This window comes from Marinibacterium profundimaris, from assembly GCF_002210095.1.
GTDB lineage: Bacteria > Pseudomonadota > Alphaproteobacteria > Rhodobacterales > Rhodobacteraceae > Marinibacterium > Marinibacterium profundimaris.
Map to the genome: position 1 here is coordinate 92,456 of NZ_AQQR01000006.1, position 16,839 is coordinate 109,294.

14 protein-coding genes are annotated in these 16,839 nt (G+C 68.5%); all 14 read right to left on the reverse strand.

Annotated elements, in window-relative coordinates:
• Nucleotide 1: 1 nt before the first annotated feature.
• Nucleotides 2–1,585, reverse strand: a complete 1,584-nt coding sequence (locus ATO3_RS15650) for an ABC transporter substrate-binding protein (protein ID WP_088650821.1) — start codon at nucleotides 1,583–1,585, stop codon at nucleotides 2–4.
• 324 nt (nucleotides 1,586–1,909) lie between these two features.
• Complete coding sequence (locus tag ATO3_RS15655; protein WP_088650822.1) at nucleotides 1,910–2,977, reverse strand: leishmanolysin-related zinc metalloendopeptidase; 1,068 nt, start codon at nucleotides 2,975–2,977, stop codon at nucleotides 1,910–1,912.
• Between the two features lie 226 nt (nucleotides 2,978–3,203).
• Nucleotides 3,204–5,198 carry a CocE/NonD family hydrolase gene (locus ATO3_RS15660; RefSeq protein ID WP_088650823.1) on the reverse strand — a complete coding sequence of 665 codons (1,995 nt, stop codon included), beginning with the start codon at nucleotides 5,196–5,198 and terminating at the stop codon, nucleotides 3,204–3,206.
• Nucleotides 5,199–5,836: 638 nt separating this feature from the next.
• Nucleotides 5,837–6,070, reverse strand: a complete 234-nt coding sequence (locus tag ATO3_RS15665) for a hypothetical protein (RefSeq protein WP_088650824.1) — start codon at nucleotides 6,068–6,070, stop codon at nucleotides 5,837–5,839.
• A gap of 446 nt (nucleotides 6,071–6,516) precedes the next feature.
• Complete coding sequence (locus ATO3_RS15670; protein WP_088650825.1) at nucleotides 6,517–6,876, reverse strand: DUF4168 domain-containing protein; 360 nt, start codon at nucleotides 6,874–6,876, stop codon at nucleotides 6,517–6,519.
• Between the two features lie 227 nt (nucleotides 6,877–7,103).
• On the reverse strand, nucleotides 7,104–8,207 hold the full coding sequence (locus tag ATO3_RS15675) for a glycerate kinase type-2 family protein (protein WP_088650826.1): 1,104 nt from the start codon (nucleotides 8,205–8,207) through the stop codon (nucleotides 7,104–7,106).
• Nucleotides 8,204–8,647, reverse strand: a complete 444-nt coding sequence (dtd, locus tag ATO3_RS15680) for a D-aminoacyl-tRNA deacylase (protein WP_088650827.1) — start codon at nucleotides 8,645–8,647, stop codon at nucleotides 8,204–8,206. Before dtd ends, ATO3_RS15675 begins: the two co-directional genes overlap by 4 nt.
• The gene (locus tag ATO3_RS15685; protein WP_088650828.1) at nucleotides 8,648–9,355 is read right to left on the reverse strand and encodes a nitroreductase; all 708 of its coding nucleotides are present in this window, start codon (nucleotides 9,353–9,355) and stop codon (nucleotides 8,648–8,650) included.
• A gap of 266 nt (nucleotides 9,356–9,621) precedes the next feature.
• Nucleotides 9,622–10,731, reverse strand: coding sequence for a TFIIB-type zinc finger domain-containing protein (locus ATO3_RS15690; protein ID WP_088650829.1), 1,110 nt, complete (start codon nucleotides 10,729–10,731; stop codon nucleotides 9,622–9,624).
• A gap of 405 nt (nucleotides 10,732–11,136) precedes the next feature.
• Nucleotides 11,137–12,282, reverse strand: a complete 1,146-nt coding sequence (locus ATO3_RS15700) for an SPFH domain-containing protein (RefSeq protein ID WP_088650831.1) — start codon at nucleotides 12,280–12,282, stop codon at nucleotides 11,137–11,139.
• Between the two features lie 88 nt (nucleotides 12,283–12,370).
• Nucleotides 12,371–13,318, reverse strand: a complete 948-nt coding sequence (locus ATO3_RS15705; protein WP_088650832.1) for a DUF2927 domain-containing protein — start codon at nucleotides 13,316–13,318, stop codon at nucleotides 12,371–12,373.
• A gap of 3 nt (nucleotides 13,319–13,321) precedes the next feature.
• On the reverse strand, nucleotides 13,322–14,512 hold the full coding sequence (locus ATO3_RS15710; protein ID WP_088650833.1) for a toxic anion resistance protein: 1,191 nt from the start codon (nucleotides 14,510–14,512) through the stop codon (nucleotides 13,322–13,324).
• A gap of 50 nt (nucleotides 14,513–14,562) precedes the next feature.
• The gene (locus ATO3_RS15715; protein WP_088650834.1) at nucleotides 14,563–15,477 is read right to left on the reverse strand and encodes a 5-bromo-4-chloroindolyl phosphate hydrolysis family protein; all 915 of its coding nucleotides are present in this window, start codon (nucleotides 15,475–15,477) and stop codon (nucleotides 14,563–14,565) included.
• A 323-nt stretch (nucleotides 15,478–15,800) separates the two neighbouring features.
• Entirely contained in the window at nucleotides 15,801–16,829 is a 1,029-nt protein-coding gene (locus tag ATO3_RS15720; protein ID WP_088650835.1) for a pseudouridine synthase, read from the reverse strand.
• Nucleotides 16,830–16,839 lie beyond the last annotated feature (10 nt).

Below are 16,839 nucleotides of genomic sequence, written 5' to 3' on the forward strand. Positions count from 1 at the left end.
CTCAGCCGACGACCCACATCTTCATCGGAGCGTAGTAGTTCATCAGGTCGAAGCCCTTGTAATCCTCGACCCAGCCGGCGACGCGATCGGAGGTGGCGTCGACCCAGTCGTTGAACATCGGGCAGATCAGGCCGCCCTCGTCGCTGACGATCTTGCCCATGTCGGCATACATCTGGGTCCGCTTGGCCTCGTCCAGTTCGCCGCGCGCGGCGACAAGCATCTGGTCGAACTGCTCGTTGAAAAACCGGGTGTCGTTCCAGTCCGCCGTCGAGAGATAGGCGGTGGAATACATCTGGTCCTGCGTCGGACGGCCGCCCCAGTAGCTGGTGCAGAAGGGCTGCACGTTCCAGACCTCGGACCAGTAGCCGTCGTTTGGCTCGCGCTCGACATCAAGGGAGATGCCGGCCGTGGCCAGCGACTGCTGGAACAGCGCCGCGGCATCGGGCGCGCCGGGGAAGGAGTTCTCGGAGGTGCGCAGAAGGATCTGACCGGCGTCGCCCGCCTTGTCGAAGTGGAACTTCGCCTTGTCGGGATCGAAGCTGCGCTGCTCCATTTCGGTGTAAAGCGGGTAGGAGGCGTTGATCGGGGTGTCGTTGCCGACCGAGCCGTAGCCGAAGAGGATCTTCTCCAGCATTTCCTCGCGGTTGATGCCGTATTTCAGCGCCAGGCGCACGTCGTTGTTGTCGAACGGCGCGGTGTTGCAATGCATGATGAAGACGTAATGCCCCGGACCGGAGGTCTGGTGCACGGTGATCCCGGGTGCGCGGGCGATCAGCCCGGCGGTGCGCGGCGGCACCCGCAGGATCATGTCGACCTGGCCGGATTGAAGGGCGGCGACGCGGGCGGTGTTGTCGTTGATGACGATGTATTCCAGCGTGTCGGCATAGCCCAGGTCACCCCAGTAGTTGGGGTTCTTCTCGGCCACGAAGCGCACGCCCATGTCGACCTCGGACATGACATAGGGGCCGGTACCGATGCCGGCGGCGGGATCGTCGAAGCCGCCGTCGGGCTGGATCATCAGGTGATAATCGGTCAGCAGGTAGGGCAGGTCGGCGTTGGGCGCGTCAAGCTCGATGATGAAGGTCTCGCCCTCGGTCCGCATCGACGAGATGCCGCGCATGATCCCCAGCGCACCGGACTTGGTGTCCTCGCCCGAGTGGCGCTCCATGGTGCGCAGGACGTCATCGGCCGTCAGCGGCTGGCCGTTGGAGAACTCGACGCCCGAGCGGATCTTGAAGGTCCAGGTCTTGGCGTCGGCCGAGGCCTCGTAACTTTCGGCCAGCTTGTATTCGATCCCGCCATGGGGCGCGAGTTCCAGCAGTGGTTCACCCCAGAGGCGGCTGACCGCGGTGGCGGTGGCGTTGGCGGCCAGCGCCGGGTCGAGGCTGTCGGTGGTGGCGCCGCCCTGCATGCCGACGCGGATCGTGCCGCCCATCTGCGGCTCCTGTGCGCGGGCGGTCTGGGCGAGGAAGGTGTTGGCTGCGGCGGCGGTCACACCAAGTGCTGCGGCCCGGCCGAGGAATTCGCGACGGCTCGTGAGACCCGCGGTCACCCGGCCGGCGTAATATGAAAGTTGGCTTTTCATTATGTGTCAAACTCCCGTTTGATTGTCCTGCGTTCTGTCGACGCAGCTGTTTCCGATATGAGCGGAGGATCGCCCAATCGGCATGGGGTCGCAAGGGTTAATCAGGTTTGTGGAGATATCGGCGCGCGGCCGTGTCTTCCTGCCCGGCCGCTGGACATCACGCGCCATCCACAGGCAAGGCGGAAGTCTCGGTGGGAAAACGGACCGGGAGAGGGAAATCTCCGGGCCCGTTTCCGGGGGGGTGCGTCGTCCTGCCTGGGGCGCCCGGGCGGTATCCTGCGCCGCCCGGACGCCCGAGCGCCCGGCCGGGCGCATGGCTTTGGGTCAGGCGATGACGGTGTCGAAGATCGACAGGTCAAGGCCCGAGGTCGCGTTCAGCGGGTCGGACGGGTCGAAGACGGTTTCGTATCCCAGATCCTCGAGCGCGGCGATCGTGGTGTTGGACAGGTAGTTGCCCGCGTTGTCGAGATAGCCGGTCATGATCTCCCGGTCGAAGGCGAAGCCGTCGTTGCCGCCTTCGTTCCAGTGGCGGCCGGCGGTCCCGCTGCCGCCGCTTGTCTCGACCGCGACGGCGCCCGGGCCGAACTCGGCATTGAAGGCGGTCCGCCCGTTTTGGCCCACGTAGTCGATCGTGTCGTCATCGCGGTCGCGGGTCAGGCCCAGCACCGTCCAGAGCGTGCCGAACCCCAGCACGTGCATCATCTCGTGGAACACCAGGTCGTCGAAAAGCCCGGCATCGGCGTAATCCTCGGCATCGGCGATATCGAATTCCATCCGCCCGGTCTTGGGCAGGAACCCGTCGAGCAGCCGAAACGAGCGCGGCCCGGCCTGACCCAGCGTGCCGCTCGGGCCGTCGATATCGGTCAGGACGGCAGTGATCTGCACGTCATCGACGCTGTCGGGGCGGAAGATCCCCGGCCCCAGAAGGTTCGCGTCGGGAATGTCTTCGGTGATGATTTCGGACAGCAGGTCGGCGGCGTCGATGAAGGCCTGTTTCAGCTCCGGGTCCCAGTCTCCGCGAAAGTCGACCTGTACGTTGAAGCCGCTGCCGTCCGGGTTGCCCGAGGTATAGCTGTCGGTGATGCCCACGAAGCTTGAGGCGAGAAGCGCCGCGTCCTGACCCGGGCCGGGCACCTGCAGCGCGGCCCCGGGGTGCAGGCCGCCCGGGGCAAAAAGCCCGCCCGCGCCGATGTCGATCTGCGGCGCGCGGTCCCAGGTGTCGCGATCGGCCCACGCCTCGCGCAGGGTCGACGCGGCGGTGCCCGGCGCGCAGCCCTGGTCCGGTTCTATCCCGGCCGCGGCGCGGGCGAAGGAGATCCAGGGGGTGTCGTCCTCTGCCGCCGGGAACGCGGCTGTGTCCGGCGCGGGGCGCGCTGACAGGATGTGTCTCATTTCGGGGGGTCCTTCTCACTGGTCACGGGCGCATGGAACAGCACTTGCCCGGAACGGGGCAGGCGCTCGGGGCCAGTGTTGCGGGAGAGACGGTGTCGGGCAAGCCCTGCCTGCCGTCGGAGCCGAGAATGCGGGGCGCGCCCTGCGAGGCGACCCCGGAGGGCCGGTCTTGCAGGTGCGGCCCGAAACGAAGCGCCCCCGGTGCGGAACCGGGGGCGGGAAAGGCTCAGAGGTTGTCGCGGGGGATGCTGTCGGTCACGTCCCGCTCATAGATCAGCCGGTCGCCCTCCCAGGCCTCCAGCCGGGCCTTGAGGTGGAAGGTCTCGGCATCCGACCACATCTCCGAGTAGGTCTCGGTCCGGATCGACCAGTCGCCGCGGCCCAGTTCCTCGGTCCAGTGGCACCGGCCCCGGGCCGACAGCGGATCGTCGGGGTGGATCGACCAGCGCTCGCGCGCGACCGTGCCGCTGATCAGCCCGTGATCGGCATCCTCGGCCTTGCCGAAATCGTCCTCGATCACCAGCGTGACCATGCCGGTGACCTGGTCCTGCTCGATCCGGCGGACATGGGCCTCGGGGCGGATCTCGTTGGTCTGCCAGGGCGTTTCGGCATCGGGCGGCGGAAAGGCGCATTCGTCGCCCTTGGCGGTGGGCCGGACGGGCAGGGCGAGGCGACCTTCGGTCAGCTGCAGCGTGCCGGCCTCGGGCGAAGGCCAGACCAGCGGCCAGTAGGCCGACGAGATCGCGACCCGCAGGCGGTGCCCCTTCGGCAGGCGATAGGCGATGTGATCGAGGTTCAGCGCGATCTCGGTCGGCGCGCCCGGTGTCAGCGGCGCGGTCTCGGCCGAGCCGTTGCGGTGCGACAGGTTCAGCACGCCGTAGGTGATCCGCGCCGAGGCGCCATCGGGTCCGACATCGCACAGCCGCACGGCGATCTGCGCCTGGGGCTTGTCCGAGCTCAGCGTCAGTGTCACGCGCGGCGCGCCGAGGATGTCGGTGTCGGCCTCTGCCGGGGGGCTGTCGAAACAGGCCGAAAGCGCGTCATCGCCGCGCTGGTCGCCCGGCATCTCGGGGCCCAGCCAGATCGCGCAGTATTCGCCCGCCGCCATGCCGCAGGTCTGGGGCGAGGCGATGGTGCGGTCCACCGGGCCGGGGGTGGTCTGCAGCCCGGTGTCGGTGAGGTGCCAGTCCTGCGTGGGGAGGTGCGAGGTCGCGCCTTCAGGCTCGGCGATCCAGCGGCCGGGGCGTTCGGTGTACCAGGTGGCCGGCGCGATCCCGTCCATCAGGTAGGCGCGGTAATCCGGGTCGTCCTCGACCCCGGTGTCGATCCCCTTCAGCCAGCGGTCCCACCAGCGCAGCGCCTCCTGCAGGAAGCCGATGCGGGGTTCGGGGGCGGCGAAATGCGGGTACTTGTGGACCCAGGGCCCGACGATCCCCTTGGCGCCGGGGAGGTTCTCGACCAGCTGCGGCACCGCGTTCTTGTAGGCATCGCCCCAGCCGCCGACGGCCAGCACCTTGGCCTTCAGCCGCGAGAAGTCCTCGCAGACGGATCCATGCTGCCAATAGGCGTCTCGGCTTTGGTGGCGCAGCCAGGTGGAGGGCAGGAAGGGTTCGTTTTCCAGCCGCTGCAGCCAGAGCTCGCGCCAGTCCTCGCGCAGCTGGGGATCGGGCGCGCGGGACGAATAGGCCCACATGGTGGCGCCCCAGCCGAGGTTCTCGTTCAGCAGGCAGCCGCCCTTGTAATGGATGTCGTCGGCGAAGCGGTCCACGGTCGAGCAGAGGGTGATCACGGCCTTCAGGGGATCGGGCTGGAGATAGGCCAGCTGCAGCCCGTTGAAGCCGCCCCAGGAGATCCCCATCATGCCCACCGTCCCCGAGCACCAGGGCTGCGCCGCGAGCCAGTTGATGACCTCCACGGCGTCGGCCTGTTCCTGGGCGGTGTATTCGTCTTCCATCAGCCCTTCGCTGTCGCCGTTGCCGCGCATGTCGACGCGGATGCAGGCATAGCCGCGCTTGGCGAACCAGGGGTGGGTCAGGGCATCGCGGGCGGTGGTGCCGTCGCGCTTGCGATAGGGAAGGTATTCCAGGATCGCCGGGACGGGATCGTCTGCGGCGTCCACGGGCCGCCAGACGCGGGCCGAAAGACGGCAGCCGTCGGAGAGGGTGATGCCGAGATCGGGAAGCTCCTCGATCTCGCGGAGGGTATTGGTCAGGTCGCTCATGGCGCGCAAGCTCTGCCGGGGCAGAGGGGGTGTCAAGCCGGGAATGTGGCCAAGGGATGTCCCACGCGTGGGACAGGAGGCGGGTGTAATGAAATCAATGGGTTCTGGAGGCGAATTAGGACTTCGTTAGGGATTGGCCGCGCGGGTGGAGGACCATCTTGGGGGGCCTCGGGGGGTGCGGGGCACGTTCGGCGGGGCGGGTGCCCTGCGATGGGCCAGATTGATCGGTCGGGTGACCGGCGGGCCGATGGCCGGGGGGGGCGACGATCGGACCGGGTGAGGTGGCGCTGGCCCGGTTCTTGCCCGGTCTTTGCCTGGCCACAGGGCTTGGTGCGTCCGGAGCCGTTTGCAGGGCGCGGCGGATCGGGCGGGTGCCCGACCGGGCCTGCCGAATTGTGGCATGAGATCCGGGGAATTGCGGCCCCGTGTTTTCGAGAGAGGGGAATTGCACGCGTGGGGCGGTGCACTGCCGCGGAATTGTCGCGGCAGTGACCTCGGGAATGGTGTTGGCATTCCCGTGCTACGTAATCAGGGCAATGGAACGGGACTTCCGTCCAATCCGCATTCCATTCCACATCAGGTATTCAAATCCGCCCGCCGGACATGCGGCGAGCGCGTGGATGTTTCGCTTCGGTGCCTCAGTTGCCCGGCGTGTTACTATCGCGATTGAGGCCGCTGACATAGGAGCCCAGATCCTTGCCGGCTTCGCCAGCCTCCTTCTTGGCCTGCCCGGGGGCTACTCCGGCCTCCTTGGCCTGCTGGGTGAGGCTCCTGACCTCGGCGCCGCCGGCGCCTTTCGGGTTGGTGTCATCGGCAAATGCGAAACCTGCGGTCATTGAAATGGCGATGGCTGTGACAGCGAGCTTTTTCATAAATCACCTCTAGGGTTTTAGATTGCATCTTAATTCCCGAAAAATGGGGGCAATCGTAATCACATGTCACTGCGGGATCCTGAAGGGGCCGGCAGTGTAAAATGAGCCTTCTTAAGGAAGGCAATTATGATTAATACCACGCTTCCCGTTCGCAGTCTGCACACTTTTTCGCCAAATTCGATGCTTTGCGTGGCAAATGCGTGGCGTGGCGCGGCGGGTATCTCGGGATTGTGCCGAGGGGTGCATTTTCTGCTTTGAATGCGGATGGTTGGCACGCGCCTGCCTTGCACGGCCCTGCGATGGACCTGACCCGGCTTGTCTGTCAGGGGCGCGGCCCGGGTGCTTTGCGTCGCCCGCACGACCCGCCGGGCGGGCCCGCAGAGACGACAAGGGCCCGCCGGCGTATGCGCTGGCGGGCCCCCTGAGAATCGTGTCGCAGTGTCAGATCACTGCTGCTCGACGCGGTCCTCTACCATCGCGCTCACCCGCGCGGCGAGTTCCTGATCGGTCTGCAGCTCCTGTCCGATCGCGGCATATTCCTCGACCGTGATGCCGTCGGCCGCCTCGATGCGGCTTTTGGCTTCGGCCTGGGCCTCGGTTGCGATCTGCTGCTGTTCTTCGGGTGTCTCGGCGGCCTGCAGATCCCGCTGCAGCTCGGCATTCATCTGGCTCACGTCGAGCGCGGCGGTGACGAAGGCGTCCAGTTTCGCATCGCTGTAATCGGCAGATTCAGCCATCGCGGCGGTTCCACCGATCGCGAGTGCGGCGGCCAGCGCGCCGGCTTTCACTGTGGTCTTAAAGGTCATGATCTTCCCTTCGTTTTTTTTCGCGTTGCTGAAGGGAGCTAGGGCGGCCCGATCGGCCTGGCAACACGGCCAGCGGAGAAACGCTGGCCGTGCCGGGAGGTCAGCATGAACTTGCCTCCCTGGCCGGGTCGGCCGGCTGTTCCCCCACGTAAAGGGCGGCGGCGCGCCCCTTGTCGCGCCGGGCGGGACGGCGCGTTGGCCGGCGGCCGGTTCGGGGGGCCGTGGCGTCAGCTGCGCAGGACCACCGCCACGTCCATCACGTTCGTGCCCGTCGGTCCCGAGATCAGCAGCGCGTCCTTTTCGGCCAGATAGGTGCCGCTGTCGGCCTTCTTCAGCGCCTCGGCCGCGCCCGGGCCCCAGGTGGTGCCGGTGACGATGCCGCCGGCGGCCTCGGTCGGGCCGTCGGTGCCGTCGGTGCCGCCGACGAGGATGGTGATGTCGTCGCGGCCCGCGATCGCCTCGGCCAGGGCCAGGGCCAGGGCCTGGTTGCGGCCGCCCTCGCCCGGGTGGGGCGGCAGGTGGACCGTGGGTTCGCCGCCGAAGATCATCACGCCGGGTTCCATCGCCGCGATCCGGGGGCCGAGCCAGGCGGCCAGGTCGGGCACGTCGTCATAGAGGCATTCCTCGTTCGCCAGCACCGGGTAGCCGGCGGCCTGTGCGGCCTCGGCCACCGCCGCGCGGGCGATGGCGTTCGAGGCGGTGCAGGTCAGCTGGCAGGCAAAGGGCGGATCTTCGGGCAGCAGGCCGATGCCGGAGCCGATCACCGCCGGGTCGTCGCCGGGCACGTCCGAGATCGTCAGCACGTCGGCATGGGCGCCGGTGAAGGCGCGCAGCAGGCCGCCGCCCTTGATCTTCGACACCTTGCGGCGTTCCACGTTCATCGCCCCGATGTCGAGCCCCCGGGCCAGCAGGTTGGCGTTGAGGCTCTTGAGGTCGTCGAGGGTGACGCCTTCGACCGGGGCCTCGGCCAGCGACGAGGCGCCGCCGGAGACCAGCAGCAAAAGGCGGCTGTCGGGGCCCATCGCCGACACGCAGTCCAGCAGCGCGCGGCCGCCGATCAGCGAGCGGTCGTCGGGCACCGGGTGAGAGGCCTCGATCACCGTGGCGCTGTCGGGGACCTCTTCGGCGTGGCCGTCCTTGGTGACGACAAGCGCGGGCACATCGGGCCAGCGGTCGAGCGCGGCGCGGGTCATGGCGCCGGCGGCCTTGCCCACGGCGACGATGCGGTCGGGGCGGTCGAGGCCGGTGAGCGCGCGGGCGACCGAGGCGTGGCCGCCGACGGCGTCGACACCGGCCTCCCACAGGCCGCGAAGGATCTGATCTGGGGTCATGATGCGGTGTCCATCCATATTGTGACGGGGCCGGCATTGGTGAGCGAGACAGCCATGTCCGCGCCGAAGCGGCCGGTTGCGACGGAGATGCCCTGGAGGGCGACCTGTTTGCAGAAGTAGTCGTAGAGCCGTTCGCCGTCTTCCGGGGCGGCGGCGGAGGAAAAGCCGGGGCGGTTGCCGCGCGAGGTGTCGGCGGCCAGGGTGAACTGCGACACGATCAGGGCCGAGCCGCGGATGTCGAGGATCGAGCGGTTCATGCGGCCGTCCTCGTCGGGGAAGATGCGGAGCTTGGCGATCTTCTGGCTGAGCTTGTCGGCCTCGGCCTCGGTGTCGCCGTCCATGGCGCAGACGAGGATCATCAGCCCGGGCCCGGTTTCGCCGATGACGGCATTGTTGACGGAGACGCGGGCCTCGGTGACCCGTTGCAGGAGCGCGCGCATTCAGGCTTTCCAGTCGATGATGTCGGCAACCTCCGCGCGGGCGGTGCGGAAGCCGTTGGCAGGGTGGTCGGGGTCCTCGTAGCCGAAGGAGATGCCGCACAGGACAAGGCGGTCGTCGGGGATCGAGAAATACGAATGCAGGAACGGGGCCTGGGCGGCCAGCGCGGCCTGGGCGATGGTGGCGACGCCAAGGGCCTGGGCGGCCAGGGTGAAGGCGGTGACGAAGCCGCCGCAATCCATCGCGCCGTAGGGACCCAGTTCGGCCGGAGAGGTCACGATGGCGACGTGGGGTGCGCCGAAGAGGCGGAAGTTCTCCAGCATCTGTCTGGCGGATCCGGCGCGGTCGCCCTTTCCGACGCCGACGGCCTCGTAAAGCTGCCAGCCGCAGGTGCGGCGGCGGTCGAGGTAGGGGCCGGAATAGCCGGTGGGAAAGGGCAGGTCGGGCGCGGCACCGGGCGCGGCGGTGGCCGAGCCGGCAGTGGCGGCCTCGCCGGTGACCTGGGCCTGCAGGGCGGCGCGGAAGCGGTCGGTTTCGGCGCCCGTGGTGACGATCAGCTGCCAGGGCTGGGCGTTGCACCACGACGGCGCGCGGCCGGCGGTTGCCACGATCTGCTCGATCACCTCGCGCGGGACCGGCCCGGGCCGGAACCCGCGGCAGGAATGGCGCGCGGCGAAGACCTCGCTCAGCGTCTGGTATTCGGGTGTCATGTTCTTGTTCTGCCTCCCCCGGCGGCAGAATGGCGTCGGGGGGCAGGATCTGCAAGGGAGGATGGCCAGAACTTGAGCCAGATCAATGTGCAAGGGCCGGCTGGCGGCTTGGCTGCCCCTTGCGAGCGACGGGTTTGAGGCAGAAGCCGCGAGCGGTTGTGGAGTGAGGGACGCCCCCGTCCGGTCCGTCCGGGCGGGGGCATTTTGCCGTTACGCCGGCGCCGCCGCGCGCCAGAGCCGGACGGGCCGGGTGCCGCGTGTTGTCGTCAGAACCCGCCTTCGCTGAGCGCGATGCCGTAGCCGACCGCTGCCGCCACGGCGAGGCCGATGACCACCGCCACGAGGATCTTGATCGCCGACCAGGGCCGCTCGCCCTGCACCTGCCCGGTGCGGCCGTTGACCACGAAGCGATAGCTTTCGCCGCGATAGCGATAGGCCGCGGTCCAGACCGGCAGCAGCACATGTTTGAAGGTCACGTCCGAGACGCGCGTTTCGATATGGTGGATGCGCTGGCGGTCGCCGCCGATGTCGAAGCGCACGTCGCGCTGGATCACGCGGTCCATGATCTCGCGCGCCTCGGTGAAGGCGTCGGGAAGCTCTACGGTATAGGCCTCGGCCCGGAAGCCGGACAGGAACTGTGGCTGGTAGGGTTCGAGCGAGGACAGATCCCAGGGCTGCAGCGCGTCGGTGTAGCGTTTGGGCAGGGAGGTGGAGCCGAGCACCAGCACGTCGTCGAAAAAGCGCGCCACGGCGCCGGAGGCGGGGCGCCAGCGGACGCGGGGGACCTGCACCTGCTGGCGCTTGCCGTCGCGCATGACGGTTCGGGTCTCGTAATAGACGGTGCCGCGTTCGCCGCGATAGCGCGAGGTCGTCTCGGCATCGAAGGTCCAGTAGGGAACGTAGATGCCGTCCATCTTGCGGCCCTTGCGGGCGTAGTCCTTCAGGCCGCTGGGCGCGAACCAGAGGCGGCCGAGCCAGTCGTCCATGGCCTTGTGGGCGGTACGTTCGTCCAGCGCGAAGGGCAGGACGCCGCGCGGCTTGATCTGGCGGTGGGTGCCGGTGTCGGTGACCACGGGCGTCGCGCAGAACGGGCATTCCGAGGCATGGGTGTCGTCGTCCAGCGTGATCTCGGCGCCGCAACCGGGGCACTTGGTGATCCGCGCCTCGATCACGTCGGCCTCTGACAGGTGCCCGGCGATGGCGGCTTTGAAATCCTGTTCGCGCAGGGCGCCGCCCTTCCAGGGGCCGGAGTCGATCGGTTCCTCGTGGCCGCAGAAATCGCAGATCAGGGCGCCGCGCTCCGGCTCGAAGCGGCAGGCGGCGCCGCAGTTCTCGCAGGGGAAGCGGTGCTCTTCCGGGCGGGACGGGTCGGACATGGGCGGGACCTCTGGCGGATCTTGGTCGGGGGGTGGGGTGATCAGAAACGGACGCCGACGCGGGCCTGGCCGCTGAGGCGGAGGCCGCTTTGCGGCGCGGGGGCGGTAGCCACCGGGCCGTGGCGCGGACCCGTGCCGGGGGGGTGCGGATAGGGGCCGGGCGCGGTGCCGGAAGCCGGGCAGCCCGCCGAGCGCGACGGATCGCAAGCAGCCGTGGCGGCGGCGCCCGAGGGGCCCTGGGCCGTGGCCGGGGCACCGGATGCGGGCATGGCGGCGGGGCCGGTCATGTTGTAACCGCCGGGCCCGCCAGCATGGGGCCCGTGCGGGCCCATGCATCCGGCCAGCAGGAGCGTCACGAGCCCGGCGACCGGGCTCATGGGCAGGATCGGCAGGGGCCGGGCCATGCTACACGCCCGGCGGCGGGGGCGGCGGCAGGATGGTGAAAAGCTGCGCCAGCTCCTGCACGTCTTCGGCGGTCTTCCAGCCGTCCTGGCCCTGGGTCCAGACATGGGTGCCGCGCTTGAGCTCTCCGGTGGTGACCATGCGGCCCATCTGCGCCTTCGAGAAGGGGCCGCGCGTTTCGCCGTTCTCGGCGATGTGCCAGACATGTTCGACCGGCGGCGGCGGTGGCGGCGGAGCGGCCGCGGCCGGGGCGCTGTAGGCCTGCTGCGGATGGGCGCCCCAGGGGCCGGGCTGTTGCGCGGGCTGCGCCATCTGCTGGCCCATGGCCATGCCCATCCCGGCGCCGAGACCCGCGGCCATGCCGCCGCCCGCGGGGTTCTCGGCCGCCGAGGTCATCGCCTCGGCCGCGGAATAGCGGGTATAGGCATCCAGGTCGCCGACGATCCCCATCGAGGTCCGCTTGTCCAGCGCCTTCTCCACCGCCGGGGGCAGCGAGATGTTCTCGATATAAAGTTCTGGGATCGACAGGCCGTAGCCCTCCAGCGTGGGCGCGATCTGCGAGGTGATGAGCTTGCCGAGTTCAGCGGTGTTGGCCGCCATGTCCAGCACCGGGATGCCCGAAGAGGCGATCACGCGCGAGAATTCCTGCACGATGATGTTGCGGATCTGGAAGGTGATCTCGGCCGTGGTGAATTCGCCGTCGGTGCCGACGATTTCCACCATGAACTTCGCCGGGTCGGCGACGCGGATCGAGTAGGTGCCGTAGGCGCGGATCCGGACCGGCCCGAATTCCGGGTCGCGCAGCATGATCGGGTTCTTCGTGCCCCACTTGAGGTCGTTGAACCGGGTCGTGTTGACGAAATAGATCTCGGACTTGAACGGCGACTTGAACCCGTGGTCCCAGTGCTGCAGCGTCGTCATGATCGGCATGTTGTTGGTCTCTAGCATGTAGAGACCGGGGGTGAAGACATCGGCCATCTGGCCTTCGTGGATGAAGACCGCCGATTGCCCTTCGCGCACCGTCAGCTTGGCGCCGTACTTGATTTCGTGGCCGTGGCGCTCGAACCGCCAGACCATCGTGTCGCGGGTGTCATCCGTCCAGTGGATGACGTCGATGAACTGGCCGCTCAGGAAATCGAAAATCGACATGGGTGGTCCTTTCCTCGTATCGGGGTCCGTCCGGGGATGCGGGACGGGACCCTTGAACCGGTGTGTGTCCTCGGGCGGGTGCGGATCCTCACAGCACCTGGCCCGTCAGCTCCCTTGCGATGATGCGGACGATCGGGCGCGCCTCGGCGGCGGTCATGCCGATGCTTAGGCGCGGATCGTACAGCATCTTCAGCAGCATTTCGTCATGGTTGGTCAGCAGCGCGAATTCGTCGTCGTCGTTGAAGATCGAGGGCCGCGCGTCGGGGCTGTCGTTGGCGGGGCCCAGGCCCTGGGCGATCTCTTCGTGGACGCAGGACTGGCGCAGCAGGTCCGGAAGCTCGGCCCGGATCAGGGCGATGGCCTTGGTATAGGCATAGGGGTTGTCGGGGGCAGAGAAGGCCAGGACCGAGCATTCGATCGTCAGAGGCATCTCGCGGATGAAGACCAGCGTCTCTTCGGCCATCGAGGGCGCCAGTTCGCGCATGCGCCGGGTCAGCTGGGTGCGGTCGTCCTCGCCCATGACGAGCACGTGGAAATTGACGTCGGTCTGGGCGCGCATCACCGGGTGGCCGGTGATCCGGCCAAGCCGGCTGGCAAAATTCGCGATCTGGGCGGCATCGTTGCGCCGCTGCTGGCTGGGCACAGAGGCGCCGAATTCGACATCCACGCGCACCGGCACGTCCCAGCGGCGCAGATGGCCCGACGGGCTGCGGCGGGGGCCGACCCCGCCGGTGTATTCGTCGTAGAAGACGATTTCCTCGAAATTCGCGGCCAGCGCGTCGGCGTCGAAGGGCGTGTCGGGTCCGCCGCCATCGATGCGCAGCAGGCCCTGGGTTTCAAGGTCGGCCTGACGCCGGCCGTAGTAGCGGACGGTGCGCAGGCTGTTGTCGGATTGCTCGGTCGGCTGCGGACGGATCGAGGCCTGCGGCGCGACGGGTTCCGGGCGCGCCGGCGGCTCGGGCTGCGGGATCTCCTCGCAGGCCATCAGCAGAAGGGCGAGACTTCCCGCCGCGAGAGACCACAGGCCCCGCCGCATGGGTCAGCCGGGAACCGCGGTGCCGGCATTGTCGCCGGTCCCGTCCTTGCGCGCCTTGGCCGAGGCCAGCGTGTCGCGCAGCTCGGTTTCCATGTGCTTGAGCTCTTCCTCGGCGGCGGCGCGGCGCTTCTTGCCCTCGTCGGCGATCTGCAGGCTTTCCTGGATCGTGGCGATCAGGTCGGCATTGGCCTGTTTCACCGCTTCGATGTCGAAGACGCCGCGTTCCATCTCGGTGCGGATGGCCTTGTTGCTGTCGCGCAGGTTCTTGGCGTTGGCGGTCAGCAGCTCGTTGGTCAGGTCGTTGGCGTCGCGCACGGCGCCGGCGGCCTCGGACGAGCGCTGGATCGTGACGGCCTGCGCCAGCTGGGTTTCCCACAGCGGCACGGTGTTCACGAGGGTCGAGTTGATCTTGGTCACCAGCGACTTGTCGTTCTCCTGCACCAGCCGGATCGAGGGCAGCGACTGCATCGTCACCTGCCGCGTGAGTTTCAGGTCGTGCACCCGGCGTTCCAGGTCGTCGCGGGCGGCGCGCAGGTCGCGCAGCTCCTGCGCCTGCATCACCTGCTCGCCCTCGGGCGCGGCCTGCACCTCGCTCTCCTTGGCGGGGATCTCCTCGATGTCGAGGATCCGCAGCTTTTCCTCGCCGGCGGCGATGTAGAGCGCGAGTTCGTCGTAGAAGTTCAGCGTGCGGTCATAGAGCATGTCGAGCGACTTGATGTCCTTGAGCAGCTGGTGCTCGTGGCCCAGAAGCTCGTCGGTGATCTTGTCGATCTGGGACTGGATCGTCTCGAACTTGGCGGTGAACTGGGCGATCGGCGCGGCGCGGCCGATCAGCTTTTCCCAGAAGGTGCGTTCGCGGCGCACGTCCAGCTCATCCACCGAAAAGCCGCGCAGGGTCGAGACGATGTCGCGCAGGGAATCGCCGGCGGGGCCGACATCCTTGTTGCGCACATCCGCCAGCATGGCCTGGCTGATCTCCTGCAGCTCGGCCTGTGCGGTAGAGCCGAAGGAGACGATGGAATTGGTGTCGCCCATGTCGATCTCGGCGACGCGCTTGGCGATCGCCTCCTGCGTGGGGGCGTCGGCGGCGGCCATGGGCGCGATCTCTCCGCCGGGATCGACAAGCTGCACGTCGGTGACTTCCCGGACCATGGTCTCGCTGGCCTCGGCCTTCTGGCGCACTGTTTCGGACATCGTTACCTTCCTCGTCTTCGGCCCCTGCCGGGCCTCGGGGTGAAACGGGATCAGCCTTGCAGCCGGACCCCTTCGCGTTGCAGCCTGTCGCGCAGCACGTCGATCTCGACCGTCAGGTCGGTGCGGTCGTCGCTGAGCATCTTGCGCGTGCGGGCTGCGAAATTCTGTTCGAGATCGTCAAGCAGGGCCATGTAATCCTTGCGCGCCTGGGCATCGCGGGTGCGCGCGTAGAGGTCGGCGAACTTCACCGAGGCATCGCGCGCCCCCATCAGGTAGACGCCCAGGAACTTGCGCGCCGCGGTCAGGTCGCGCGGGTCTTCCTCGACCGTGCGGATCATCTCGCGCGCGGTGGCCTGGAACCGTTCGACGCGCGCCTCGACCGTACGGTCGCCGGCGCGTCTGACCGCCTCGGACATGGCTTTCAGGTAGGTCTCGGCCTCGTCGACGACACGGGCGACGCGCGCCTGCTGGAAATCGTCGATATCCTCGGTGCCCTTGTCCCGAAGCGGATCCAGCCCGAAGGCCGCCATGTGCAGCCCGGCAGCGATCACGCCATAAAGCGCGGATCCGGCGATATCGCCGTCGTTGCGGAAGGCGGCCAGCGCGACGCCGGCGCCGGTCAGAAGGCTGGCCAGGATCTTGCGGGGCAGCGCGGGCTTGCGCGCGACACGGCGGGCGTTGAACGCCACCTCGGCGCGCAAGCCTTCGCGGGTGAGAAAGGCGGCGCCAGCGAGGATCCCGGCCGAAATCAGCCCGGTGGCCAGCGTCAGCGCCCCGCCCGAGAGCGAGGTGAAGACCAGCACGACAGGCGGCACGAACAGCAGGTTGCAGCGCGCCCCGGCCGGATCGACCTGCGCGCCGTGATAGGCGCCGCGGGGAACGGGCGGAGTGCTGTCGGGATCGTCCGGATCACCCGGCGTGCCGGTGCCGTGCGGGCTGTACCTGCCGCCAAAGCGCTGCCCCATGGGTCAAAGGCCTCCGAGCCAGCCGGAGGCGGTCCCGAACAGGACGATAACCAGCGCCACATAGGCAATGTTGCGGAACGCGGATCGCGGCATTCTGCGCCTCCTCGGTAACACAGCTTTAAACTAGGCCATTGCAGCGGTTTAGGCTACAGCAACTTCCCCTTCAGATATGGTGCCGCGGCGCCGGAACAAGCCATGATGTGGTGCTTTGGTCGGGCTTTTGCTGCGACGTCGAGGCAGGCGGCGACGCAGGGTCGCGGCCGGCGGGGCCGTTGCGCACCAACGGGTTCGCGGCATGGGGCCGCGCCCTGGCCCGGGCGGGATCAGCGCCGGCGGTCGCTGCGGCCCCGGCCGGGCGGGCGGCGTCCGGGGGCCGGGCGCCCGCCCTCACCGCCGGGCGCGGCTCCGGGCTTTCGGGCGGGTTTGCCCCCCTGTGATGACCCCGTTCCGCCCGCGCTCCGGTCCGGTGACTTGCCGCCTTTCCGGTTGTCCTGTGACATATCCTTGGCGCTGTCGGCCTTGCCGCCGGGTTTGGCGCCCGGGCCGCCCCGGGGCCGGGGGGCCGGTTTGCCGCGCGGGCGCGAGGCGGCGGGCTTGGCGGTGCCGCTGTCGTCGCCGCCGCCGTCCAGGCCCAGCTGGTCGCGCAGCACCTTGCGGCGCACCTCTTCCACCTCGCCCGAGGCCAGCTTGCCCAGCTGGAACGGCCCGTAGGAGATCCGGATCAGCCGGTTCACGGCAAAGCCCAGATCCTCCATCGCGCGGCGGATCTCGCGGTTCTTGCCCTCGCGCAGGCCGACCGTGACCCAGGCGTTGGACCCCTGCTGCCGGTCGAGCGTGACCATCATCGGCTGGAATTTCTCCTCGCCGATCTGGAGCCCCTTTCGGAGCGGTTCGAAATCCTCGGGCTTCGGATTGCCCCGCATCCGCACCCGGTAGCGGCGCAGCCATCCGGTCGAGGGCAGTTCAAGCCGCCGCTTCAGCTCTCCGTCGTTGGTCAGCAACAGCAGGCCTTCGGAATTGAGGTCGAGCCGGCCGACGGTCATGACCCGGGGCAGGCCCTCGGGCAGGGCGTCGAAGATGGTGCGGCGGTCCAACTCGTCCTTGGCCGTGGTCACCAGGCCCGTGGGCTTGTGGTAAAGCCAGAGCCGCGCCGGCTCGGGCGCGGCCAGTGGCTTGCCGTCGACGGTGATTCGGTCGGCCTCGGTGACGTTCAGCGCGGGGCTGTCGATCCGCTTGCCGTTGACCGCGACCCGGCCGGTCTCGATCATGCGCTCGGCCTCGCGGCGCGAGGCGACGCCGGCCCGGGCCAGCACCTTGGCGATCCGGTCGCCGGGAGGGGGTGTTTCGCTCATGTCCCGCTCA

Coding starts and splice junctions, on each gene's coding strand:
- ATO3_RS15670 (WP_088650825.1), bottom strand. CDS start 6,876: ATGACCTTTAAGACCACAGTGAAAGCCGGCGCGCTGGCCGCCGCACTC.
- ATO3_RS15710 (WP_088650833.1), bottom strand. CDS start 14,512: ATGTCCGAAACAGTGCGCCAGAAGGCCGAGGCCAGCGAGACCATGGTC.
- ATO3_RS15660 (WP_088650823.1), bottom strand. CDS start 5,198: ATGAGCGACCTGACCAATACCCTCCGCGAGATCGAGGAGCTTCCCGAT.
- ATO3_RS15655 (WP_088650822.1), bottom strand. CDS start 2,977: ATGAGACACATCCTGTCAGCGCGCCCCGCGCCGGACACAGCCGCGTTC.
- ATO3_RS15720 (WP_088650835.1), bottom strand. CDS start 16,829: ATGAGCGAAACACCCCCTCCCGGCGACCGGATCGCCAAGGTGCTGGCC.
- ATO3_RS15650 (WP_088650821.1), bottom strand. CDS start 1,585: ATGAAAAGCCAACTTTCATATTACGCCGGCCGGGTGACCGCGGGTCTC.
- ATO3_RS15705 (WP_088650832.1), bottom strand. CDS start 13,318: ATGCGGCGGGGCCTGTGGTCTCTCGCGGCGGGAAGTCTCGCCCTTCTG.
- ATO3_RS15665 (WP_088650824.1), bottom strand. CDS start 6,070: ATGAAAAAGCTCGCTGTCACAGCCATCGCCATTTCAATGACCGCAGGT.
- ATO3_RS15715 (WP_088650834.1), bottom strand. CDS start 15,477: ATGGGGCAGCGCTTTGGCGGCAGGTACAGCCCGCACGGCACCGGCACG.
- ATO3_RS15690 (WP_088650829.1), bottom strand. CDS start 10,731: ATGTCCGACCCGTCCCGCCCGGAAGAGCACCGCTTCCCCTGCGAGAAC.
- dtd (WP_088650827.1), bottom strand. CDS start 8,647: ATGCGCGCGCTCCTGCAACGGGTCACCGAGGCCCGCGTCTCCGTCAAC.
- ATO3_RS15675 (WP_088650826.1), bottom strand. CDS start 8,207: ATGACCCCAGATCAGATCCTTCGCGGCCTGTGGGAGGCCGGTGTCGAC.
- ATO3_RS15700 (WP_088650831.1), bottom strand. CDS start 12,282: ATGTCGATTTTCGATTTCCTGAGCGGCCAGTTCATCGACGTCATCCAC.
- ATO3_RS15685 (WP_088650828.1), bottom strand. CDS start 9,355: ATGACACCCGAATACCAGACGCTGAGCGAGGTCTTCGCCGCGCGCCAT.